This is a genomic window from Serratia sp. BFP-2025, assembly GCF_050880365.1.
GTDB lineage: Bacteria > Pseudomonadota > Gammaproteobacteria > Enterobacterales > Enterobacteriaceae > Serratia > Serratia surfactantfaciens.
Genome location: NZ_JBPAFV010000001.1, coordinates 1,164,413 through 1,187,320, shown reverse-complemented (window position 1 = coordinate 1,187,320; position 22,908 = coordinate 1,164,413). Strand labels below are relative to the sequence as shown.

Sequence of the window (22,908 nt, the reverse complement as noted above, 5' to 3'; positions counted from 1 at the left end):
TTAATATTATGATATTTAAAGGATTTTAACTCACAAACTTATCAGCAGGACATAACGATCGCAAGAGGAGTTAAGGCCTGTTCAGCCGCGAAACAGCGTTGGAATGGGCAGAGAGTCTTTACAAGGCATAAAAAAAGCCCCGGCAATACGCCGGGGCCTGGTACTTGCGCGATCGCCGAGGGCTCAGCGTCACGCAAAGGGGTCTTACGGCCCGGAAACCGGTTGTCAAACGCGGTTAGCTGCGTGTTTATGCGCTTTGCGCCAAGGGATCAACCAAGGCCAGCGCGTTTTTCATCGCCTCCACCATTTCGCCATCCACGCAATAATGGCTAAATTCGTCAAACTCGTTGTCGGAGCACATGGTGACCCCCGCCTTGCGGTAACGCATGGTCGACGGCACCAGATGGCCGGAAGAGCTGTGCAATTCGTGCAGGCCGATATCGACAAACTTGTGCAGATTGCTGAGGCGCACGCCAGCGCCCGCCATGATCACCGGCCCCTGACTGGCCTGGCGCAAATCGCGCAGCAGCGGCAGGCCCAGCTCGGCGCTCTGCTGTTGGCCGGAGGTCAGAATGCGCGCCACGCCCAGGTCGGTCAGCTGCTCGAGCGCCACCATCGGGTTCTGACACATGTCGAACGCGCGATGGAAGGTCACCGCCATGCCCTCACAGAGCTTCATCACTTCGCCCATGCGCGGCAGATCGATGTGCCCTTCTTCATCCAGCATACCGACCACCACGCCAGGGAACCCCATCTCGCGGATCTGGCAAATATCCTGCTTGATCACCGCGAAATCCACCGCGCCGTAGCAGAAATCGCCACCGCGCGGGCGTACGATCGGATGTACCGGGATCGAAACCCGCTCGCGCGCCAGACGCAACGTGCCGTAACTCGGCGTCAATCCCCCTTCGCTCTGGCTGGCGCACAACTCGATGCGATCGGCGCCCGCCCGTTCGGCCGTCAGCGCACAGTCGACGCTAAAGCAACAAACTTCCAGTTTTATCATTGTCACCCCCAGATAACGGCCAACATACGGCGGCAATTGTTCATTTCTTTATTTCTCACGTAGGCTCATGCTTAAGCATAAACCGGCTCAGGGTTATCACTATGGCATTCAATTTTGATCAATGGGTAGACCGCAGTCACAGTGACAGCGTTAAGTGGGATAAATATCGCGATCGCGACATCACTCCGCTCTGGGTCGCCGACAGCGATTTCACCTCACCGCCGGCGGTGATCGAAGCCTTGCAGCGCCGCGTAGCGCACGGCGTGTTCGGTTACACCCATCCATCCCATGATCTTATTGAGGTTTTTACCCGCCGCATGGTAGAGCGCTACGGTTGGCACATCAAGCCTGAGTGGATCATTTTCCTGCCGGGCCTGGTGTGCGGCCTGAACCTGTGCGTGCGCGCCTGCACCGATGCCCACCAGAGCACGCTGGCCCCTACCCCGATTTATCCGCCGTTTCGCAAAGCGGCTAAATTCGCCGGACGCCAACACCTCTCGGTGCCGCTGGCGGCAGTGGAGCAACGTTGGGTGTTGGATTTTGCCGCGATACGCGGACGGCTCAGCGGCAACGAAAAGCTCCTGCTGCTGTGCAACCCGCAAAATCCAGGCGGCACCGTTTATCGCCGAGAGGAGCTGTTGCAGCACCATCAGTTCGCCCGCGAACAGGATCTAATCGTCTGTTCGGACGAGATCCACTGCGAACTGCTGCTTGAACCCGGCGTGCGTCATATCCCTTTCGCCACCCTGAACGAAGACGCAGCCCAACGCAGCGTAACCCTGATGTCGCCATCAAAAGCGTTTAATCTCGCCGGGTTGGGCGCCTCGATGGCGATCGTCCCTAATGACGCGCTGCGACAAAAGCTGAAACGCGCGCGCAGCGGCATCGTGCCGGAGGTCAATCTGCTGGCGCTGGTCGCCGCCCAAGCGGCCTATCAATGCGGGCAACCCTGGCTGGACGAGCAGTTGATTTATCTGCGCGCCAATCGCGATCGGCTGACAGAGCGCATCAACGCCATGCCGGGATTGAAGTTGTTGCCGATTGAAGCCACCTATTTGGCCTGGATCGACTGCGGCGCGTTGCCGGTGGACAATCCGCATCAGTTCTTCGAGCGCGCGGGCGTTGGATTAAGCGCCGGTTTGGATTTCGGCGATCGGCGCTTTGTACGACTGAACTTCGGTTGCCGGCGGGCTCTGCTCGATGAAGCGCTCGATCGCATGGCGCAGGCCTGCGCCACGCTGTTCGACTAGCCTTGCTCGCTGGCGACAATGTCCCGAATGGAGTAAGGATGAAACTTGATCGTGACCGTTCCGTCGGTGATGGCCAGGATTGGATTCGGCAATCTCTCGCCTTCGTTTTTTGGCGAGCTTTGCTTCAGCTTGATCCCCGGTGCCAGCAATGCTTCATCGGCAAGATAGCTCAACGCCCGGGCGTGCAGCGTCTGCGGATCGCCGCTCAGGACCAACTCGACATGTTCCCAGCCTTCATGCGGATAGCGTTTCTCCCCGGGATACGGCAGCTCGACACAGTCTATGTGCCACGGGCCCACGACCAGCGGCTGCGACAAATCGAACAGACAGATAGGCCGCCCGTTGATCACCGCCTCGGAAAACAGTGTTCCGCACTGCATCAATCCCTGACGCCAGCGTTCGGCAGTGGCGTTTTGGTGGCAACGCAGGGAAATGTGATCGGCGGTAAACGAGGACAGATCGAGCCGCAGTCTGGCTGCAAATTGTTGCAACGCCTGTTCGAAACGCGGTAGGTCAAGCGTCAGATCGTCAAGCTCGGCAATAGCCTGCAAGGGAGTGGTCATAGAAACCTCAAAACAACGAGCGTAAAGTTAAACGCCGTAATTTACACGGTGGTGGCCGCACTCGCCAGAGATACGCGACAGTTCCTCCGGTTTTCTGACATCGGCGAAGAACAAGAAACCGATATCCTATAAGGGGGGGATATAAAATTGGCAATAAAATAACAAATCAGATTTTTCGCACTTCATTATACTTTTTAATCATGACGCCCGAATTTAAGTTATTTTACACAAGTTAAACCCGCATTGAGTCGTTAAACCGATTGAATTACTTCATTTATCCGGACCCTGATGATGCTTCCAGATTATGCAAAACAAAAAAACCCAACCCGTTGTATAAAAAGAAGATAAAATTATCAGATAAACAAAATCCTAAGGATTATCTTAATTTCGATCTGGGCAATTGATTCACCGAAGCAACTCGGCTACCTTGGAGGAAAATTTAATTCGAGATGATCATTATGCTATTGCTGACGATATCCTTGGTGTTGATAATTATCGCCGTATACGCCATTTACCGTCATTTTAAATCACGCAGCCCCAATACGTTTGGCAGCAAACGTCACAATAAAAAACGTTAGCCTCCAGGCTCTCTCCACCCTGCCTGCTCTTTTCTCGGCCGTACCATTTCCCACCTTCTGACAATCGACCTGACAATCGACGGCCGCATCCGACGAGGGTTTCATCGCGGCGGCCGTGCCAACTGCTGACGGGCTGTGTCAAATCGGTTACACTTGCAGGCTGTTTTGTGGCGGTCGCCGTCGGCGCCCACCACCGTTGAATCCCGCAGGGGCTGGCATCGGCCCCTCGTTCGTCATTAAGGTAACCCGGTGAATATTCAGGTTCTTCTTTCAGATAAAGTCAGCCAGGCGCTGATCGCCGCTGGCGCCCCAGCCGATTGCGAAGCGCAGGTCCGCCCATCCGCCAAGGCTCAGTTTGGTGATTACCAGGCCAACGGCGTGATGTCCGTCGCCAAAAAGCTCGGCATGCCTCCTCGCCAGCTGGCGGAAAAAGTGGTGCAACTGCTGGATCTCGGCGACATCGCCGGCAAAGTGGAGATCGCCGGCCCCGGCTTTATCAATATTTTCCTGAACAACGAGTGGGTCGCCCGTCAGGCGGACCTGGTGCTGAGCGCGCCGAAACTGGGCATCGCGCCGGTTGAGCCGCAAACCATCGTTATCGACTATTCCGCGCCGAACGTGGCGAAAGAGATGCACGTCGGCCACCTGCGTTCCACCATCATCGGCGACGCCGCGGCGCGCACCCAAGAGTTTCTGGGCCATAAGGTGATCCGCGCCAACCACGTCGGCGACTGGGGCACTCAATTCGGCATGCTGATTGCCTACCTGGAAAAAATGCAGAATGAAAACGCCAGCGATATGGGACTGTCCGATCTGGAACAGTTCTATCGCGAAGCCAAGAAGCATTACGACGAAGACGCCGAGTTCGCCGAGCGCGCGCGCGCGTACGTCGTGAAGCTGCAGGGCGGCGATCAGTACTGCCTGAAAATGTGGCGCAAGCTGGTCGACATCACCATGGCGCAAAACCAGCTGACCTATAACCGCCTGAACGTCACGCTGACCGAAGACGACGTGATGGGCGAAAGCCTGTACAACGCGATGCTGCCGGGCATCGTCGCCGATCTGAAAGCCAAGGGGCTGGCGGTGGAAAGCGAAGGCGCCACCGTGGTGTTCCTTAACGAATACCAGAACAAGGACGGCGACCCGATGGGCGTCATCATCCAGAAAAAGGATGGCGGCTACCTCTACACCACCACCGACATCGCCTGCGCCAAGTATCGCTACGAAACGCTGGGCGCCAACCGCGTCCTGTATTACATCGACTCCCGTCAGCATCAGCACCTGATGCAGGCCTGGACCATCGTGCGCAAAGCCGGTTACGTGCCGGAGTCCGTCTCGCTGGAACACCACATGTTCGGCATGATGCTGGGCAAAGACGGCAAGCCGTTCAAGACCCGCTCGGGCGGTACGGTGAAGCTCTCCGATCTGCTGGATGAGGCCATCGAGCGCGCCGAACAGCTGATCGCCGGCAAAAACCCGAATATGCCGGAAGACGAAATGAAAAACGTCGCTCGCGTGGTCGGCATCGGCGCGGTGAAATACGCAGACCTGTCGAAAAGCCGCACCACCGACTATGTCTTCGACTGGGATAACATGCTGGCCTTCGAAGGCAATACCGCACCTTATATGCAGTACGCCTATACCCGTGTGGCATCGGTATTCAAACGCGCCGGCATCGACGAAACCAGCCTGACGCTGCCGTTGACGCTGACCGAAGAGCGTGAAATTGCGCTGGCCACCCGCCTGCTGCAGTTCGATGAGGTACTCACCACCGTCGCGCGTGAAGGTACGCCGCACGTCATGTGTAGCTACCTGTACGATCTGGCCGGCCTGTTCTCCAGCTTCTACGAGCACTGCCAGATCCTGAACGCCGACAGCGAAGAAGCGCGTCAGAGCCGCCTGAAGCTGGCGCTGCTGACCTCGAAAACGCTGAAAACCGGTCTGGATACGCTGGGTATCGAAACCGTCGAGCGCATGTAAATCGCGCTGTGCGGAAAAACAAAAAAGGTCGCCAAGGCGACCTTTTTTCATTTTGGCATTCGGCTCAGGCGACCCGGCGCGCGAAATCACGCGGGCGGAAGCCCAACCCGGCCAGCACGCCGAAATAGGCCATCACACCGGCCACCACCACCGCAGCCAGGCGCAGCAAACGCTCCAGCATATTGCCCTGATCCCAGGCCGGCATCAGCCACATCGCGCCAATCAACACCGCCGACATCACCAGCACCGCGATCACCAGCTTGGTGAGGAACAGCGCCCAGCCCGGCTGCGGCTGGAAGATCTTTTGCTTGCGCAATTGCCAATACAGCAGCGAAGCGTTCAGACAGGCCGCCAAACCGATCGACAGCGCCAAACCGGCATGTTTCAGCGGGCCGATAAATGCCAGGTTCATTACCTGTGTCATGATCAGCGTAATGATGGCGATTTTGACCGGCGTTTTGATGTCCTGACGCGAATAAAAGCCCGGTGCCAGAACTTTCACCACGATCAGCCCCATCAGCCCTACCGAGTAGGCCACCAGCGCGCGTTGCGTCATCGCCGCGTCAAAGGCGCTGAACTTGCCGTACTGGAACAGCGAGACGGTCAACGGCTTGGCCAAAATACCCAGCGCGATGGCGCTCGGCAACGCCAGCAGGAAGCACAGACGCAGCCCCCAATCCATCAGACGCGAATACTCGTCGTGGTTGCCGCTCGAGAAGCTTTTGGCCAGCGACGGCAGCAGGATAGTGCCCAGCGCCACGCCCAGCACGCCGGAAGGAAACTCCATCAGGCGGTCGGCGTAATACATCCAGGACACCGAACCGGACACCAGAAACGAAGCGAAAATGGTGTTGATGATCAGCGAGATTTGGCTGACCGACACCCCGAGGATCGCCGGCCCCATCTGACGCATCACGCGCCAGACACCGGCATCGCCCAGCTTGAGTCGCGGCAGCACCAGCATGCCGATCTTGCGCAAGTGCGGCAGCTGGTAGCCCAGCTGCAGCACGCCGCCGACCACTACCGCCCAGGCCAACGCCAGCACCGGCGGGTTAAAGTAGGGGGCGGCAAACAGCGCAAAACCAATCATGCTGACGTTCAGCAACGTTGGCGCAAAGGCCGGGATCGAGAAGCGGTTCCAGGTATTGAGGATGGCCCCCACCAGCGATGCCAGCGAAATCAACAGAATATAGGGGAACGTGATGCGCAGCAGCGCCGACGTCAGCGCAAACTTGTCGGGCGTATCGGTAAAGCCCGGCGCGGTGAGATAGATAACCCAGGGCGCGGCCAGCATCCCCAGCACCGTCACTACTGCCAGCACCAGCGTCAGCAGCCCGGAGACGTAGGCAATAAACGTGCGCGTCGCCTCTTCACCCTGCTGGCTTTTATATTCGGCCAGGATCGGCACGAAGGCTTGCGAAAACGCTCCTTCGGCGAAGATACGGCGCAACAGGTTGGGAAGTTTGAACGCCACGAAAAAGGCGTCCGTTGCCATACCGGCCCCGAACACGCGCGCGACGATCGCATCGCGGGCAAAGCCCAACACCCGCGAAAACATCGTCATCGAGCTGACGGCAGCCAAGGATTTGAGTAGGTTCATGTGGTTATCTGATAGGTACCGTAAATATCAACGCCTGCTGTTGCAGGCGTCAGTGAAACAATCGGCTCAGTTTACGCATCCGGAAAAGAATAGCTACCGCCATATGTTACATAGAGTTATCCCGCAGCAAGCGCTCGACCATCCGCTGAGCCACCAGCGCCTGTTCGCCGCCGGTTTCCGGCGCGCTCTGATTGGCAACGGCATGGAGAAAATGCCGCACCGCCCCGTCGAAGCCGCGTTGCACCAGCGTGCTTTGCCATCCCGGCACCGGCTGCTCCAGCTCGCCCTGCGCATCTTCACGCAGCCAGTGACGCATATCGGTCAACTGGTACAGCGCGCCGTCGGTCACCGCCTGCACGCTTTCGCGCTGGCTGCCGCCGCGGCGATGCATGCTCGTCGTCACCTGCGTGTCTCCGCACGCGAAGTGGTGCTCGGCATACAGCATTTCGCCTGCGGCGTTAACCCGCAAGCTGCCGCTCAGCAGTTGCTCGCGCCCACCCGCCAGCCACAGAGCGGTATCCACCACATGCAGGTAATCATCCAACAGGGTAAAACGCAGGTCTTGAGGGCCGACGCTGTCCGCCCGGTGTTTGTCCATGCGAATGGAAGCCGGCTGGTTCATTTGCTGCTTGAGCTGCTGATAAAGCGGCGCGAAACGGCGGTTGAATCCCACCATCAGCGTTTTGCCCCGCCGCTCGGCCAGCTCGAGCAACTGCTCGCCCTGCTCCAGCGTTTCCGCCAACGGCTTATCGACGTAAACATGCACGCCACGATTGAGCAGCTCGCCAATCACCGAGAAATGGCTGGCGGTGCTGCTGTGGACAAAGATCGCATCGCACTGTTCGACCAGGCTGTCCAGACGAGGGAAGCAGGCCATGCGATAGCTGTCGCATATCGGCTGCGCCTTTTGTTGATTGGGGGAAAAGCCGCCCACCAGCGTCCAGTCCGCCGCCTGCCCAAGGATCGGCAGATACGCTTTCTGCGCGATGCCGCCCAATCCCACTACACCCACGCGCAATTTAGTCATTCGTCTCTCTCGCTAACAGTCGCTGCATTTGCCGTTTCAACTCCGCCACTTCAATTTCCAGCGCGCTGACCCTGGCGCTCAATTCGTCGTCGGTCTCCGGCTCGAGCGCCAGCGGCGCCTCATCAACCTGACCGCTGAACAGATGCATGAAGCGACTTTCGCGCTTGCCGGGCTCACGCACCAGGCGCACCACAAACGGACCATCTTCCCGGGTGGCCAGCTGCTGAAGCACCTGTTCAACCTCGCTGACATCGCTGAACTCATGCATCCGATTGGTACGGGTGCGCAGCTCGCCCGGCGTTTGCGCGCCGCGCAGCAGCAAGGTGGCGATCACCGCCAGCTCGGCGGGTGAGAGTTTCAACTGACCGAATTCGGAATTGCAAAACCGCTGCTCGTACTTCACCACCCGATTGCCGAACCCGCTGAGGGTGCGCAGGAAATGTTTACGCAGCAACAAATCGAGCAGTTGCTGCACCTCGCTTTCGCTCAGGTCCATCACCGGTTCGCGGTTGGTCTTTTGGTTACAGGCCAGGGTAATGGCGTTAAGCGAAAGCGGGTATTGGTCCGGGGTCGTGACCTGTTTTTCCAACAGGCAGCCGATAACCCGGGCCTCTTTGGCGCTCAATTCATATTTCATCGTTTGGCCTCAACGTGGCGGTAGCCACTCTTTATTGGTGTACGCCGTCAAAACGTGATCTTGCCACTTGCCGTCTATCAGCAGGTAATCCTTGGCGTAACCTTCGCGTTCGAATCCCAGTCGAGTCAGCAGTGCGCCGCTGCGCTGGTTGTGCGGCATATAGTTGGCCATGATGCGGTGCATCCGCTGTTGGCGCAGCATATAACGAATGGCGGACTGCAAGGCCTCGAACATCAGCCCCTGCCCCTGCCATTTCTCCCCCAGCGAATAGCCGAGGAAACAGGCGTGAAACGAACCGCGCAGCACGTTGCTGAAATTCGCCACGCCGCGCACTTCCTGTTCTTCCGGATCGAGCAGGATAAAATAGTAGGCGCTGCCCTGCTTTTGCATTTCGGTGATCATGCCCAGCCGAGCCTGCCAGCCGGAGGGGTAACAGTGGCTTTCGTCGCGCACCGGCTCCCAAGGTTTGAGAAAGGTCCGGTTCTCGGCATAATAGTCCGCCAGGCGATAGGCATCCCGTTCATGCACTAAACGGACCACCATCCGGTCGGTAGTAAGACGTACTTTTGGCGATGCAGAGCGGTAGCCGAACATCATTTCCCCCGCAGTCAAAACGGTTCGATAAGAAGTATTTATTAGGAAGCCGTGCGGATAATTATCCTGTGCCGATCTTACGCCACGGCATTATTTTGCCAATCACGCCGTCGAACCGCACTTTCCTGTCTTCAATATAACCGTTGCCCGCCCCCGAGGTAAAATCCCGGCCGCTCAGTAAATCGCCGAATGCGCGCTTTACGGCGTTTTTCCGCCAATTTTGCAGCGCAGATAACAGCTTGACGATAAAAAAATATTATCTACACCGCCCCTGTCGCCGCACGGAAATTGGGTAGAGAATGGAGAGGCTGTCTCCCCCTCTTTCTTAATTGCTCATGGTGAAGCATGTCTCTGGTGTCGCAAGCGCGCAGCTTGGGTAAATATTTTCTGTTGCTCGACAACCTGCTGGTGGTATTAGGCTTCTTTGTCGTGTTTCCGCTTATTTCGATTCGCTTTGTCGATCAGCTGGGATGGGCGGCGCTGATCGTCGGCATCGCGCTGGGTCTGCGTCAGCTGTTGCAGCAGGGGCTCGGCATCTTCGGCGGCGCCATCGCCGATCGTTTCGGCGCCAAACCGATGATCGTCACCGGCATGTTGTTGCGCGCCGCCGGTTTCGCCACCATGGCGATGGCCGATGAACCGTGGATCCTGTGGTTCTCCTGCGCGCTCTCCGCCCTCGGCGGCACGCTGTTCGATCCGCCGCGCACCGCTTTGGTGATCAAACTGACCCGCCCGCACGAACGCGGTCGCTTTTTCTCGCTGCTGATGATGCAGGACAGCGCCGGTGCGGTGGTCGGCGCGCTGATCGGCAGTTGGCTGCTGCAGTACGATTTCCACTTTGTCTGCTGGGTCGGGGCGGCGATCTTTGTGCTGGCCGCCGGCTGGAACGCCTGGTTGCTGCCGGCTTATCGTATCTCTACCGTGCGCGTACCGATGAAAGAAGGCATGCTGCGGGTCCTGCGCGATCGCCGTTTCCTCACCTATGTCCTGACGCTGACCGGCTACTATATGCTGGCGGTGCAGGTGATGCTGATGCTGCCGATCGTGGTCAACGAAATTGCCGGTTCGCCGGCGGCAGTCAAATGGATGTATGCGATCGAAGCCGCGCTGTCGCTGTCGCTGCTCTATCCGCTGGCGCGCTGGGGAGAAAAACATTTTCGGCTTGAACAACGCCTGATGGCGGGCCTGCTGCTGATGACCCTCAGCCTGCTGCCGATCGGCTTGGCCACCAGTCTGCAGGGGGTGTTTACGCTGATCTGCTGCTTCTACCTGGGTTCGATCATCGCCGAACCGGCGCGCGAAACGCTGAGCGCTTCACTGGCCGATCCGCGGGCGCGCGGCAGCTACATGGGCTTCAGCCGTCTCGGTCTGGCGCTCGGCGGCGCGCTAGGTTATACCGGCGGCGGCTGGATGTACGATACCGGCCGGACGATGAACCTGCCGGAGCTGCCCTGGTTACTGCTCGGTGCCGTCGGCTTCGCCACGCTGCTGGCGCTGTATTGGCAATTCAGCCCGCGGCGCAGCGCCTCTATGATGTTGCGCGGCGGTTGAGGCCATAGAAATCCGGCCGAATCGGCAGCAGCTGCTATCCTGTTAGTAAAAACACCTACAGGAGCCCGTCGGCATGATTGAAGAAGCGAAGTTACCGCAACTGCTCGAACATATGATATTGAACTTGCGCATGATCTATGCGCGCTCTACCCTGGTGGAAAAGGCGCTGGCCCAAATTATCGCCGGCGACAGCGCGCTGAAAAGCGATGTCATCAAGCAGTTACAGATCGTCACCGCCGCCAACGAGCGCGATCAGCTCGATCTGGAACAGGCCCGCATTCACCTGATCGATGTGCTCAACTCGGTACCGGTCAAGAAATAACGCCCCTCGCCCGCGCCTGTTGCGCGGGCAATGTCGCAATAACGCACCATCCAACACACGCACTTCAAGACAGCCTCGGTAAGCTGTGGTAACTATTGCTGTTAAAACCTGACAACCCGGAGCAAGCATGAAACTGTTCATTTACGATCATTGCCCATTCTGCGTTAAAGCCCGCATGATTTTCGGCCTGAAGCACCTGCCGGTTCGCCTGGTCACGTTGCTCAACGACGATGAGACGACCCCGTTCACCCTGATCGGCAAAAAAATGGTGCCTATCCTGGTCAAAGACGACGGTGAAGCGATGGCGGAAAGCCTGGATATCGTACGCTATGTCGACGGTCTGGACGGCAAACCCGCGCTGACCGGCAACACCAACCCGGCCATCGCCGAGTGGCTGCAGCGGGTCGGCGGTTACAGCGCAAAACTGCTGTTGCCGCGCATTGCGCATGCCGACTTCGAAGAATTTGCCACCGACAGCGCCCGCCGTTACTTTATCGATAAAAAGCAGGCGTCAATCGGTGATTTTACAGAGCATCTCGCCAACAGTGCCGATCTGATCGCCGAGTTGGAAGCTGACCTGCACGCGCTGTCGCCGCTAATCGTCTCCGCCGAGGCGGTAAACGGCGAGCTGTCCGAGGACGACATTCACCTGTTCCCGCTGTTGCGTTCGCTATCGATCGTCGCCGGAGTTGCCCTGCCGGACAATGTTGAAGCCTATCGCAACCGCATGGCGCAGCGCAGCGAGGTGCCGTTGCTGCTGGATATGGAACAATAACGTTAGCAAGTCACAACAAGGACATGGCGTACTGATGTTGAAAATGGTGCTCGCCACCGCTCGCGACCGGGCGCGGCTGAAGGAAATTACCTCCGTTCTGATTCGTTACGGCCTGCAGGACGTTCTGCGCCTGCTGGGGTTGGGCGCTTTGTTGCGCGGCGCCCGCAGCGAGCCCGGCCGACAGGACGCGCAGACGCTGCCTGAACGGCTGCGCGAAGCGCTCGAGGCGCTGGGCCCTACCTTCGTCAAATTCGGCCAGATCCTGGCCACGCGCTCTGATCTCTTGGATCCGGCCTGGACCGATGAACTGGATCGCCTGCACAGCCAGGCGGCGGTGCTGCCATGGGAAACGCTGGCGCCGCAAATCATCGCCGATCTGGGCGGCGAGCCCGAGCAGCAGTTTGCCGAATTCGATCGTACCCCGCTGGCCGCTGCGTCGATGGCGCAAATCTACCGTGCGCGCCTGCACAGCGGCGAACAGGTGGTGGTAAAAGTGCTGCGGCCCGGACTGGCGAAAACCATCCACGCCGATCTGCGGCTGCTGGCTTCGCTGGCGGAGACCGTGGAACAGCAGAGCCCGGCGCTGGCGCGCTATCGACCGAGGCAGATGGTCAGAGCGCTGGCGACGGCGCTCAATCACGAACTGGATTTGACTCACGAAGGGCATAACTGCGATCGCGTCGCCGGGATGTTCGCTCATCAACCCGACGTCGTGGTGCCGAAAATCTATTGGCAATACTCTTCCCCCCGCCTGCTCGTGCAGGAATACTTACCCGGCACCGCGCCGGAAAACCCTGAGCAGCTGGCGGCGGCGGGTTTTGACGGGCCGCTGTTGGCGCAACGCGGCGCCCGCGCCTTTATGAGCATGGTGCTGGAGCACCGGCTGTATCACGCCGATCCGCACCCCGGCAACGTGATGGCGCTGAGCGGCGATCGCGTCGGCTTTATCGACTTCGGCATGGTGGGCCAGTTGTCCGAACGGCGGCGCAACCAGTTGCTGTTGCTGCTGCAAGCCATCGCCGAACGTCAGTCCGAGGGCATCGTCAACACGCTGATCGCCTGGTCGGACAGCGAACCGCTGGACCTGATGGATCTGGAGCTGGCGGCGCAAAACTTTCTCGACAAGCAGGCCGCCGCCACCCTTACGCTGGGTAAAGCCCTGACCGATCTGCTGGTGATGGCGCGCGAACACCAGCTGGCGCTGCCGCCCGATCTGGTGCTGCTGTTCAAGGCCTTGATCACCGCCGATGGCGTGCTGCACCGGCTGGATCCGGCCTTCGACATTGTCGCAACGCTCAAGCCGATGTTGCAACAAACGGCGCTGCGGCGCTACGCCCCCGACGCCGTGCGCCAGCGGCTGTTGGCTCTGGGCGGGGAAGCGCTCGACGCCGGAGAGGAGCTGCCGCAAACCCTGCGGCTGTTGGTTCGCCGCCTGAAGCGCGGGCAGCTCAATGCTGATATCAACGTCAGTAACCTCGGCCAGTTGAGCAAAGCGCTGGAACGCGCCGCCGTCACCCTGGCCATCGCCATCGTCACCGCCGCTTTCACCCTGGGGCTGGCGCCTTATTTGATGCATTCGTCGCTGCGGCTGTGGGGCGTTCCGCTGTTCCCGCTGTTGGGAGGCGCGGCCTGCCTGGCCGGAGTGATTCTGTTGGCACTGCGATTGCGGCGCTGACGCTTTCGGCGTTATCCGATAGGTCTTGCCCGCTTTTGCGCGCACTATCCTCCCCATCTCTCCGCCGGCCATTTTCACGCGCAGGTGGAGCGTTTATAATGATTAATCAATTATCTGCAGCACTTTTCGCCAGCAGTCGCAATGAGGCATTAATGAAGAAGATCCTGATGGGCGCAGCCGCCCTGCTGTTCGCCGGCGTATTGGCCGGTTGCAACCAACTGACCCAGTACACCCTGAGCGAGCAGGAAGTGAATGATTACCTGCAGAAACACAACGACTATCAGAAACAGATCGGCGTGCCCGGTCTGGTGGACGCCAACATCGTGCTGACTCAGCTGCAAAGCCAGATTGGCCGCAGCGAACCGGGTAAAGTCACCCTTTCCGGCGACGCCAAGGTCAACATCACGTCGATTCTCGGCCCGCAGGCGGCGGACCTGAAGCTGACGCTGAAGGCGCAGCCGGTTTACGACCGAGCGCAGGGCGCCATTTACCTGAAGGACATGGAACTGACCGATTACAGCGTGCAGCCGGAAAAAATGCAGACGGTGATGAAAGCGCTGACGCCGTATCTGAACCAGTCGCTGAAATCCTACTTCGACCAAAAACCGGCCTATGTGCTGAACCCTGACAACAGCAAAACCGAAGCGCTGGCGAAAAAACTGGCGAAGGGGTTGGAAGTGAAGCCGGGTGAGTTGGTGATCCCGTTCAGCGGCTGACGTCGCCCTGAAGCCTCAAGCCCGCCGCCGGCGGGCTTTTTATTGCGGGTAAAGGTTACTGCGGCGCGCTGTAGGCGATTTCGCCGGTGTTGCAGTTGAGCGTCACGTTGTAGGTTTTATCTGCCTTGGTGCCACGCACCGTCAACGGCACCTGCCACACCTGATCCTTGCCGCTGATGGCATCCGGGCTGACCCAGGCAATCGGCGTTGCGGTACCCAACAGCTTTTTGTCCGACTCCCAGCGCGTGATGCGGTTCTGCAAGAAGTCGCGCTTAACCTGGGCGGCGATATCCGCCGGCTGCAGGCCCGCACACTGTCCCACCTTGGCGGTGCGCTGTTCGTGATCCTGCGCCCACACCGTCGTCGATGCTCCCACCATGGCCAACAAAGCGATAGCCAAACCCGTTTTTTTCATATGTCCTCCCGTTGTGATTAGCGCTATCCGGGCGCCCATCCCTGGCTCACAACAGGGTTTCGGCAAAGGATTACCGTTTGACGAACTCAATGACAAACAGCGCATCCAGGCCCGGATAGATTTCCTTGATCACCTGCTTCAACTCGCTGAGCGACATGTTCTCCTGCTGCGCGTGGCGTTCGGTCAGCGCATCCAGGCGCACCGGCATTACCGACAACACTTCGATAAAGCAGAAGAATACGCCGTCCTCATTGCGGCTTACGCGCAGCACCTCGCCCGGTTCGAAATGCGATTCGCTGGCATCCCGAATGGTAATGGTTTTACGCCCGGCCAGAATATCTTGCTCAAAACGGCTGAAGAAAGTTATTTCACGGCTCATTTTAGATCCTTTTTCATCACAACACCGCAACATAGGTCATTATGCCGCTTGCTTTTCTGACGCAGATCCCTCTTTTGAGTTAGACGGCGCTTTTTTCGCTTTGTTTTCCGCCGGTTTCTTGAGGGTTTCCGCCGGCGAAGCACCGCGCAGAATCAGACCCAGCGCGTCTTTATTTTCCGCCAGGAAGAAGCTCAGCCCTTCTCGCTGTTCGTCATCCAGGCTCAGAGGTGCTTGCTGCAGCCACTCCCCGAGGTTGTCCGCCAGATCCAGCATTTTGTCGTAGGCGTCGGCTTCTTTCTTGCTCGCGAAAGTCATTTTTTCCTCACCGTTTCTCACCACCACATATTTAACTTCAACCGCCATGCGTGCGTCCTCAAATACTCAAATGACTGTAATTATATACAGTATAAATAGATAATGGCGGGAAGGCAAACCGCCGCCCGCCTTCGGCTTATTTCAGCAGCCGTACCTTGCAGCTTTTGCCTTTGATTTTACCCTGCTGCAGCTGTTGCAGCGCCTTGCGCGCGCTGGCCTTGCGAATAGCGACATAGGCGTGCACCGGGAACATGTCGATCTTGCCCACTTCCGCCGCCGTCAGCCCGGCGTCGCCGGTCAACGCGCCAAGGATATCGCCGGGACGGATTTTCGCCTTACGGCCGCCGTCGATGCATAGCGTCACCATCTCCGCTTCCAGCGAACCGCTCGCCGCCCCGCTCAGCTCGGACACCGATGCCCAATCGACGCTCATCTGCAGATAATCTTCAATCGCGTGCGCCCGCGCCATTTCCTGCGGCGTGCACAGGCTGACCGCCAGTCCGCTCAGGCCGGCGCGGCCGGTGCGGCCAATGCGGTGCACATGCACTTCGGGATCGAACGCCAGCTCGTAGTTAACCACCAGCTCCAGCTCTTTGATATCCAGGCCGCGAGCGGCGACGTCGGTCGCCACCAACACCCGGCAACTGCGGTTGGCGAAACGTACCAACACCTGATCGCGATCGCGCTGCTCCAGATCGCCATGCAGCGCCAGTGCGCTGATGTTGCGGGCCTCCAGGGCTTCAAGCACCGTCTGGCAATCGCGCTTGGTATTGCAGAACACCACGCAGGACGCGGGTTGATGATGGCGAATCGCCGACACCAGCAGCGCCGGGCGCTGATCGCGGGTAGTCTCATAGAAGCGTTGTTCGATGGAAGTCTGCGCTTCGCCATCGTCCACCTCGACGCTCAGCGGCTGGCGCTGAACGCGCTCGCTGATGCGCTCGATGCCCGCCGGATACGTGGCGGAGAACAGCAACGTCTGGCGTTGCGGCGGCGTGTAGCTGATAACATCGTCGATATCGTCGGCAAACCCCATGTCCAGCATGCGATCGGCCTCATCCAGCACCAGCATTTTCAGCTCGTCCAACTGCAGCGTTTTCTTGCGCAGGTGCTCCTGGATACGGCCCGGCGTCCCCACCACGATGTGTGGCGCATGCACCAGCGAATCGAGCTGTGGCCCCATCGGCTGGCCGCCGCACAGCGTCAGGATCTTGATGTTCTGCGTGAAACGCGCCAGGCGGCGCAGCTCTTTGCTGACCTGATCGGCCAGTTCGCGGGTCGGGCAAAGCACCAGCGCCTGTGTGGCGACCTGACCGACGACGATGCTGTTCAGCAGGCCAATGCCGAACGCCGCCGTTTTACCGCTGCCGGTTTTCGCCTTGGCGCGCACGTCCCGCCCTTGCAGGATGGCGGGCAACGCGGCGGCCTGCACCGGCGTCATTTCGGCGTACCCCAGTTCGTTGAGGTTGGCCAACTGTTCGGCTGGCAGCGGCAGGGAAGAAAAAGAAACTGTGCTCACGGCGATAACTCTTATATGGCGAATGAAATGGCGGCGCGCCCGCAGGTTAGCGCCGAATCAGCGGTAAATGATAACAGAGATGGGCGGCGTTACGGGCTGCGGGCATAAAAAAACCCGCCGGCGGCGGGTTTCTTGGCAACGCTGTCGTTAAATAGCAACGACGTTGGCTGCAGCCGGGCCACGTTGGCTGTCCTGGATGGAGAACTCAACCTGCTGGCCTTCAGCCAGGGTCTTGAAACCATCACTAACGATAGCGGAAAAATGCACGAAAACGTCTTTAGAGCCATCGGCAGGGGTAATGAAGCCGAAACCTTTGCTTTCGTTGAACCATTTAACGTGACCAGTGATCTTGCTCATTTGTGTTTCCTTTACTTGATAAACCTGCCTTGACGGCACGAGACGCGAAAACCTTGTGATAAGTAGGCCTTCTTTCGCCGTCGGTTATTAACGCATAATCGCCCATGCAGGGCAAATATTTCTGCTTGTTATAAAAACAGTCAGTTAGCAACAAAACTGGCGCGACGGCTGTGCACGCAATCGTTTTCGTATATACTGCCCGCCGATCATCAATCCGCTTACTTTCACCGATCCAGGTACGAAACTATGTTAACGATTGGAACCGCCCTGCGCCCTTCCGCCACCCGCGTCATGTTGCTCGGCTCCGGCGAGTTGGGCAAAGAAGTCGCCATTGAATGCCAGCGCCTAGGTCTGGAAGTGATCGCCGTCGATCGCTACGCCGATGCGCCCGCCATGCATGTGGCGCACCGCAGCCACGTCATCAATATGCTGGACGGCGACGCGCTGAAAGCCGTTATCGAACAAGAACGGCCGGACTATATCGTTCCCGAAATCGAAGCGATCGCCACCGCCATGCTGGTGGAGCTTGAACATCAAGGGCACCGCGTCGTGCCCTGCGCCGAAGCCACGCGCCTGACCATGAACCGCGAAGGCATTCGCCGTCTGGCGGCGGAAGATCTCGGTTTGCCCACCTCGAGCTATCGCTTTGCCGACAGCGAGGCCGCCTTCCGCCAGGCGGTTGAACATATCGGCTACCCGTGCATCGTCAAACCGGTGATGAGCTCCTCCGGTAAAGGCCAAAGCCTGATCCGCACGCCCGACCAGTTGCAACAGTCCTGGGATTATGCCCAACAGGGCGGCCGGGCCGGCGGCGGCAGAGTGATCGTCGAAGGGCTGGTAAGATTTGACTTTGAAATTACGCTGCTGACCATCAGCGCAGTGGATGGCGTGCATTTCTGCGAGCCGATCGGGCATCGTCAGGAAGACGGAGATTATCGCGAATCCTGGCAGCCGCAGCGCATGTCGGCCACGGCGCTGAACCGCGCTCAGGCGATCGCGGAGAAAGTCGTGAAAGCCCTGGGCGGTTTCGGCCTGTTCGGCGTGGAGCTGTTCGTCTGTGGCGACGACGTGATCTTCAGCGAAGTGTCGCCACGCCCGCATGATACCGGCATGGTCACTTTGATTTCACAGGATCTGTCCGAGTTCGCCCTGCACGTTCGCGCGTTTCTCGGCTTGCCGATCGGCGCCATTCGCCAGTTCGGCCCTTCCGCCTCGGCGGTGATCCTGCCGCAGCTCACCAGCAGCGATGTGCGTTTCAGCGGGTTGGAAAACGCATTGCGCGGGTACAACCAGCTGCGTCTGTTCGGCAAACCGGAAATCGCTGGGCAACGCCGTCTTGGCGTTGCGCTGGCCACCGCGGACACCACTGAACACGCGGTGGAGCGAGCGAAGCAGGCCGCCGCCGCCGTGGCGGTTGAAAGCTGAAACTGACGGGGCCGCTTACGCAGCCCCGATAACATCAATAATCTTCGTCTTCTTCGGCATCGTCATCCAACGACGCATCCGGCGCGACTTCATGCTGCTCGTCTTCATCATCGTCATCGAACAATACCGCAACCTGAGCGCCCTGATGCTTCTCACGAATTTCCTGCGCAACGCGAGCAATGGCTTCACCGCTGCTCATGCCCTGCTCCATCAGTTGATGGATGCGATCCGCCGCTTCCTGCTGCTCCGCGTGACTCAGTAATGGCATACCTGCATGCATGTGTCGTTCTCTCCGGCAAAAGGGAGAAGGAGTATACGCGCTAATGCGGCGGATCCCAAGCCTCAGGCCGGTTGCGAACAGCCGTTATCGCTGCGCCACTGCTTCAGGCGATGCCGCCACAGCATAACATGCCACCCCTGCTTCACGCCGCGCGCATTGGCGGACATCGCTCTGTCAATGCCGCGCTGATAAAACTCTTCGGTAATCTGATTCTGGGCAAGCGGATCCGGCTCACGACGAATGCTATGGCAAATGCCCAACGCTTCGCGGGTGATTTGCCAGTGGAAAGCCGGACGAATGGCAATGCTGCCTGCATAGCGCAAGTTGAGGCGCTCCAGCATTTCGACGATTTTCATATAGTGGCGTTGATAATCCACGTTTGCTTTGCCGGTGCGGCGACGATTGCTGATCGACTTGTCGTGCACCCGTTGACGGTACAGCGGCGTGCTTAAATACTTGACCCGCTGGGCATTAAACATGACTTCGGTCGTCCAGGGAATATCCTGATGATGTAACCCTGGTTCAAAATAAAGCTGATGCCGGCGGATAAAATCGAGGCGATATATCGCCAGCCATACAACGTGAATAAATTTTCGCGATTTCAATGCCCGTTCGAACCACTGTACGCCGGTGATAACATCGGTGGTCTGTAAACGCTCTTGGGGAAAGATCGGCTGTAATTCGTTTTCACTGGCGAAATAGCGCTCGCCATTGCATTGCATCACGTCTAATTGATGCAGCTCGGCCTGTTCCAACAGCGTGGAATACATTTCTGGCGCCAACAGATCGTCGGCATCAGGAAACGCCACATATTTGCCCCGGGCGACGGCAAGACCGGCATTACGCGCATTGGAAACGCCGCCGTTGGCCTGATCGATCACTCTAATATGCGAATGCTGCGCCGCGTAACGGTGCGCAGTCTCACCCGAGCCGTCGGTAGAACCATCATTGACGATGATCACCTCCAACCGTTGTTCGCGCTGCGCCAACAACGAGGCCAGGAAGGGTTCCAGTAATTCTCCCGCATTATGCATCGGGACAATAACGCTCAGCATTAACGACATAGGCAGCTCTTCAATGATAATGTAACAAAATAATAATTTTATTTTTTTAGATAAAACCCACCCGTTCAGCGCTGGAGGAAAATGGCTGCTGATAAGGCACAGGCATTTCCAATACAGGCCAAATAAGATTAGTCTTATTTTTCTCTTTTCATGCTACGGGCAAGAAACGTTATATAATCAACCGTTAATCCAAAAATAATCGCCTCACCCTCTCAATACCGGGCGGTGCATCCTTTTCTCTTTTTTTTGATAACGAAGAGAAACAGTAAATTTGCGAAATTAACGAGTAATCTTTATATTCTTCGGGTTGCGCGCCCTCGATTGAAATACTTCCAGCTAACTTTAACGCTGAATTTTTAACATATTGAAGTGTAGTTAATGGCGCAAAAAATGCCTTATTTAAGGTCTATTGAGCTGCTGTTTATGTGAACTGTGCTTCATGTCGCGCATGGCAAGACATGCATGCGGCAGCCGTCTATGGCACACTAACGGCCGATATCGCCGCCCCCACAGCCAGGTTTATTGACGTTCATGAGCGTAACAGCCCCAAACATAAAGTCTTTGCCTTACAGCCGCAGCGCCCTGATGACGCTTTTCGCCCCGCTTTCATCCTCCCCTTGGGCGATGCTGCTGCATTCGGGGTTTGCCGAGCATTCGCATAATCGCTTCGATATCCTGGTCGCTGAGCCGCGCGTTACGCTCACCACCCATGGCGCCACCACCGAAATTTGTTGTGACGGCGTCACAAGCCTGTCTGAGGAAGATCCGTTTGCCCTGCTGCAACAACAGTTGGCGACGCAAGGTTGGCAGCCAGCCTTCAATCCAGATCTGCCGTTTCAGGGCGGCGCCCTGGGGCTGTTCGGCTACGATCTCGGGCGCCGGGTGGAAACTTTGCCACAGTTGGCCGACGCCGATCTCACTTTGCCGGATATGGCGGTAGGCATTTATGACTGGGCGCTTATTGCCGACCATCGGTTGCAAACGCTGACGCTGCTCAGCTATGGCGACGTGGAACAGCGCTGGCGCTGGCTCAATAATCAAACCGCGCCGACGGAACGCCCTTTTGCGCTGCTGAGCGACTGGCGCGCCAATATGAGCCGGCGGCAGTACGGTGAGAAATTCCAACGCATCCAGCACTACCTGCGCAACGGAGATTGCTACCAAATTAATCTGGCGCAGCGATTCTCCGCCGACTATCAAGGGGACGAATGGCAGGCATTTTGCCGCTTGAGCGCCAGCAACCGCGCGCCCTTCTCCGCTTTCCTGCGCCTGCCGCACAACAGCGTGCTGAGCGTCTCTCCCGAACGCTTCCTGTGGCTGGAACAACAGCGCATCCAAACCCGCCCGATCAAAGGCACGCTGCCGCGGCTGGCGGACGCGGAACAAGACGCCGCGCAGGCTCGCCGCCTGGCGGATTCTCCCAAGGATCGCGCCGAAAATCTGATGATCGTCGATCTGCTGCGTAACGATATCGGCCGTGTCGCCCAGCCCGGCAGCGTACGGGTGCCTCAACTGTTCGCCGTGGAGCCATTCCCGGCGGTACACCACCTGGTAAGCACCATTACCGCGATCTTGCCGAACCAGGCCTCAGCCACCGCGTTGCTGCGCTCCTGCTTCCCCGGCGGGTCGATCACCGGCGCCCCCAAGGTGCGCGCGATGGAAATCATCGAAGAACTGGAGCCGCAGCGCCGCAATGCCTATTGCGGCAGCATCGGCTATCTGAGCGCCTGCGGCACCATGGACACCAATATCACTATCCGCACGCTCGTCACCGAAAACGGGCGCATCCACTGCTCCGCCGGCGGCGGCATCGTGGCGGATAGCGAGGAACAGGCGGAATACCAGGAAACCTTCGACAAGGTAGGCCGCATTCTGCCGCAGCTTGGGGAGTGTGAGCTGTCGTGATCCCATCGAATTCACCGGCCTCTCTGCACGCCTTTATCAGCCGTTTTCAGCTGCAGCTGCCGCAGGCGGCGCAGATCTCGCACAACGTGCGCCCGGCGGCGGTGTTGATCCCGATTATCTGCCGCTCAGAGCCAACGCTGCTGTTGACTCGCCGCGCCGACTCGCTGCGCAAACATGCCGGCCAAGTGGCCTTCCCCGGCGGCAAAACCGACGCCGAAGACGGCTCGGCGATCGTCACGGCGCTGCGCGAGGCGCACGAAGAGGTAGCGATACCGCCGCAAGCGGTGACCGTACTCGGCCAAATGGCCCCGCTCGACAGCAGCACCGGATTTCAAGTCACGCCTATCGTCGGCCTGATCCCGCCGGAGGTGCAGTTCCGGGCCAATGAAGGCGAAGTGGCGGACGTGTTTGAGATGCCCCTGCGGGAGGCGCTGACCCTGTCGCGTTACTATCCGCTCGATATTCATCGCGCCGGGCATACGCACCGCATCTATCTCTCCTGGTATCACAGCCAGTTTATCTGGGGGCTGACCGCCGCCATCATTCGACGTCTGGCGCAACAGGTCAGCATTTAGCTTCCATTGCGTGATCTGACTCGCAATCTGGCATGACTATCGGCTTTCCGCTGCGGGTAAAGCGATCGAAATCACTTCATTTGATCGCTTTTTCAACTACCGTTGCGGTTGAATGGTTTTAAAAAAACTGTAAACCCTCTCTTAAACCTTACGAAATACCTGTAAAATACCACCGTCCGAGATAAACCACTGTAGAAACAGGGATTAAGCCGGCGGCGCTCAGCAAGGAAAAGCGGGCGCGATTACCGTTAATGGAGCTTGGGCGAAAGCGGATGCCACGCACAAGGGTTCGCCCCGGGTAATCAGTAAAAAAAGTGACACCACGGATTATTTAATTTCATGCGAAAAAGGCAGCCGAACCCGCACGGCCCTTTTACAATATCGCTGTTCCCTGCGCGGT

General features: G+C 58.3%; 23 protein-coding genes. 10 read left to right on the top strand and 13 right to left on the bottom strand.

The features are described from left to right. Positions 1 to 247: 247 nt before the first annotated feature. On the bottom strand, positions 248 to 1,006 hold the full coding sequence (gene cutC / locus ACRAWE_RS05540) for a copper homeostasis protein CutC (RefSeq protein ID WP_063918640.1): 759 nt from the start codon (positions 1,004 to 1,006) through the stop codon (positions 248 to 250). A gap of 101 nt (positions 1,007 to 1,107) precedes the next feature. Between cutC and ACRAWE_RS05535 the strand changes: the two genes are divergently transcribed. Next, a complete protein-coding gene (locus ACRAWE_RS05535; protein WP_432525080.1) occupies positions 1,108 to 2,256 on the top strand; it encodes a MalY/PatB family protein in 1,149 nt (382 codons plus the stop codon). On the opposite strand, the gene ACRAWE_RS05530 is transcribed toward ACRAWE_RS05535, so the two are convergent. Then, entirely contained in the window at positions 2,253 to 2,819 is a 567-nt protein-coding gene (locus ACRAWE_RS05530) for a VOC family protein (protein ID WP_198636054.1), read from the bottom strand. The two genes, ACRAWE_RS05535 and ACRAWE_RS05530, sit on opposite strands and share 4 nt — an antisense overlap. Before the next feature lie 827 nt (positions 2,820 to 3,646). On the opposite strand from ACRAWE_RS05530, the gene argS reads away from it, so the two are divergent. Then, on the top strand, positions 3,647 to 5,377 hold the full coding sequence (argS, locus tag ACRAWE_RS05525; protein WP_432525079.1) for an arginine--tRNA ligase: 1,731 nt from the start codon (positions 3,647 to 3,649) through the stop codon (positions 5,375 to 5,377). A 64-nt stretch (positions 5,378 to 5,441) separates the two neighbouring features. On the opposite strand, the gene murJ is transcribed toward argS, so the two are convergent. The 4 genes from murJ to rimJ form a co-directional block, all read right to left on the bottom strand. After that, positions 5,442 to 6,977 carry a murein biosynthesis integral membrane protein MurJ gene (gene murJ / locus ACRAWE_RS05520; protein ID WP_025159812.1) on the bottom strand — a complete coding sequence of 512 codons (1,536 nt, stop codon included), beginning with the start codon at positions 6,975 to 6,977 and terminating at the stop codon, positions 5,442 to 5,444. A 106-nt stretch (positions 6,978 to 7,083) separates the two neighbouring features. Beyond that, positions 7,084 to 8,004, bottom strand: coding sequence for a Gfo/Idh/MocA family protein (locus tag ACRAWE_RS05515; RefSeq protein WP_432525078.1), 921 nt, complete (start codon positions 8,002 to 8,004; stop codon positions 7,084 to 7,086). Further along, entirely contained in the window at positions 7,997 to 8,641 is a 645-nt protein-coding gene (locus ACRAWE_RS05510) for a YceH family protein (RefSeq protein WP_432525077.1), read from the bottom strand. The genes ACRAWE_RS05515 and ACRAWE_RS05510 overlap by 8 nt, the downstream gene beginning before the upstream one ends. 9 nt (positions 8,642 to 8,650) lie before the next feature. Next, a complete protein-coding gene (gene rimJ, locus ACRAWE_RS05505) occupies positions 8,651 to 9,235 on the bottom strand; it encodes a ribosomal protein S5-alanine N-acetyltransferase (RefSeq protein WP_025159814.1) in 585 nt (194 codons plus the stop codon). A 345-nt stretch (positions 9,236 to 9,580) separates the two neighbouring features. Between rimJ and mdtH the strand changes: the two genes are divergently transcribed. The 5 genes from mdtH to ACRAWE_RS05480 all read left to right on the top strand — a co-directional run bounded on the left by mdtH (position 9,581) and on the right by ACRAWE_RS05480 (position 14,274). Next, a complete protein-coding gene (mdtH, locus tag ACRAWE_RS05500; protein WP_074054003.1) occupies positions 9,581 to 10,786 on the top strand; it encodes a multidrug efflux MFS transporter MdtH in 1,206 nt (401 codons plus the stop codon). Between the two features lie 73 nt (positions 10,787 to 10,859). Beyond that, entirely contained in the window at positions 10,860 to 11,108 is a 249-nt protein-coding gene (locus ACRAWE_RS05495) for a hypothetical protein (protein ID WP_019452827.1), read from the top strand. A 127-nt stretch (positions 11,109 to 11,235) separates the two neighbouring features. Then, complete coding sequence (grxB, locus tag ACRAWE_RS05490) at positions 11,236 to 11,883, top strand: glutaredoxin 2 (protein ID WP_063918491.1); 648 nt, start codon at positions 11,236 to 11,238, stop codon at positions 11,881 to 11,883. A 34-nt stretch (positions 11,884 to 11,917) separates the two neighbouring features. Continuing rightward, positions 11,918 to 13,558 (top strand): ABC1 kinase family protein, encoded by a 1,641-nt coding sequence (locus tag ACRAWE_RS05485; RefSeq protein WP_432525076.1) that lies wholly within the window; start codon positions 11,918 to 11,920, stop codon positions 13,556 to 13,558. Between the two features lie 152 nt (positions 13,559 to 13,710). Next, on the top strand, positions 13,711 to 14,274 hold the full coding sequence (locus ACRAWE_RS05480; protein ID WP_432525075.1) for a lipoprotein: 564 nt from the start codon (positions 13,711 to 13,713) through the stop codon (positions 14,272 to 14,274). 55 nt (positions 14,275 to 14,329) lie between these two features. On the opposite strand, the gene yebF is transcribed toward ACRAWE_RS05480, so the two are convergent. The 5 genes from yebF to cspE form a co-directional block, all read right to left on the bottom strand. Continuing rightward, positions 14,330 to 14,689 (bottom strand): protein YebF, encoded by a 360-nt coding sequence (gene yebF, locus ACRAWE_RS05475; RefSeq protein WP_019452830.1) that lies wholly within the window; start codon positions 14,687 to 14,689, stop codon positions 14,330 to 14,332. A gap of 70 nt (positions 14,690 to 14,759) precedes the next feature. Next, positions 14,760 to 15,068 (bottom strand): N(4)-acetylcytidine aminohydrolase, encoded by a 309-nt coding sequence (gene yqfB / locus ACRAWE_RS05470; protein ID WP_432525074.1) that lies wholly within the window; start codon positions 15,066 to 15,068, stop codon positions 14,760 to 14,762. Between the two features lie 39 nt (positions 15,069 to 15,107). After that, positions 15,108 to 15,431, bottom strand: coding sequence for a YebG family protein (locus ACRAWE_RS05465; RefSeq protein ID WP_019452832.1), 324 nt, complete (start codon positions 15,429 to 15,431; stop codon positions 15,108 to 15,110). Between the two features lie 88 nt (positions 15,432 to 15,519). Beyond that, a complete protein-coding gene (gene dbpA, locus ACRAWE_RS05460; protein WP_432525073.1) occupies positions 15,520 to 16,902 on the bottom strand; it encodes an ATP-dependent RNA helicase DbpA in 1,383 nt (460 codons plus the stop codon). Positions 16,903 to 17,049: 147 nt separating this feature from the next. Next, positions 17,050 to 17,259, bottom strand: a complete 210-nt coding sequence (gene cspE / locus ACRAWE_RS05455; protein ID WP_004927572.1) for a transcription antiterminator/RNA stability regulator CspE — start codon at positions 17,257 to 17,259, stop codon at positions 17,050 to 17,052. A gap of 246 nt (positions 17,260 to 17,505) precedes the next feature. On the opposite strand from cspE, the gene purT reads away from it, so the two are divergent. Further along, positions 17,506 to 18,684: a formate-dependent phosphoribosylglycinamide formyltransferase gene (purT, locus tag ACRAWE_RS05450; RefSeq protein WP_063918494.1), complete on the top strand. Its 1,179-nt coding sequence runs from the start codon at positions 17,506 to 17,508 to the stop codon at positions 18,682 to 18,684. A gap of 34 nt (positions 18,685 to 18,718) precedes the next feature. Here the strand turns inward: purT and ACRAWE_RS05445 are convergent, their stop codons facing one another. Then, positions 18,719 to 18,964, bottom strand: a complete 246-nt coding sequence (locus tag ACRAWE_RS05445; RefSeq protein WP_063918495.1) for a YoaH family protein — start codon at positions 18,962 to 18,964, stop codon at positions 18,719 to 18,721. 62 nt (positions 18,965 to 19,026) lie between these two features. Next, complete coding sequence (locus ACRAWE_RS05440) at positions 19,027 to 20,028, bottom strand: glycosyltransferase (RefSeq protein ID WP_432525072.1); 1,002 nt, start codon at positions 20,026 to 20,028, stop codon at positions 19,027 to 19,029. A gap of 531 nt (positions 20,029 to 20,559) precedes the next feature. Between ACRAWE_RS05440 and pabB the strand changes: the two genes are divergently transcribed. Then, positions 20,560 to 21,933 carry an aminodeoxychorismate synthase component 1 gene (gene pabB / locus ACRAWE_RS05435; RefSeq protein WP_211130116.1) on the top strand — a complete coding sequence of 458 codons (1,374 nt, stop codon included), beginning with the start codon at positions 20,560 to 20,562 and terminating at the stop codon, positions 21,931 to 21,933. Continuing rightward, a complete protein-coding gene (locus ACRAWE_RS05430; protein ID WP_063918497.1) occupies positions 21,930 to 22,508 on the top strand; it encodes a CoA pyrophosphatase in 579 nt (192 codons plus the stop codon). Before pabB ends, ACRAWE_RS05430 begins: the two co-directional genes overlap by 4 nt. The last annotated feature ends 400 nt before the right edge of the window (positions 22,509 to 22,908 follow it).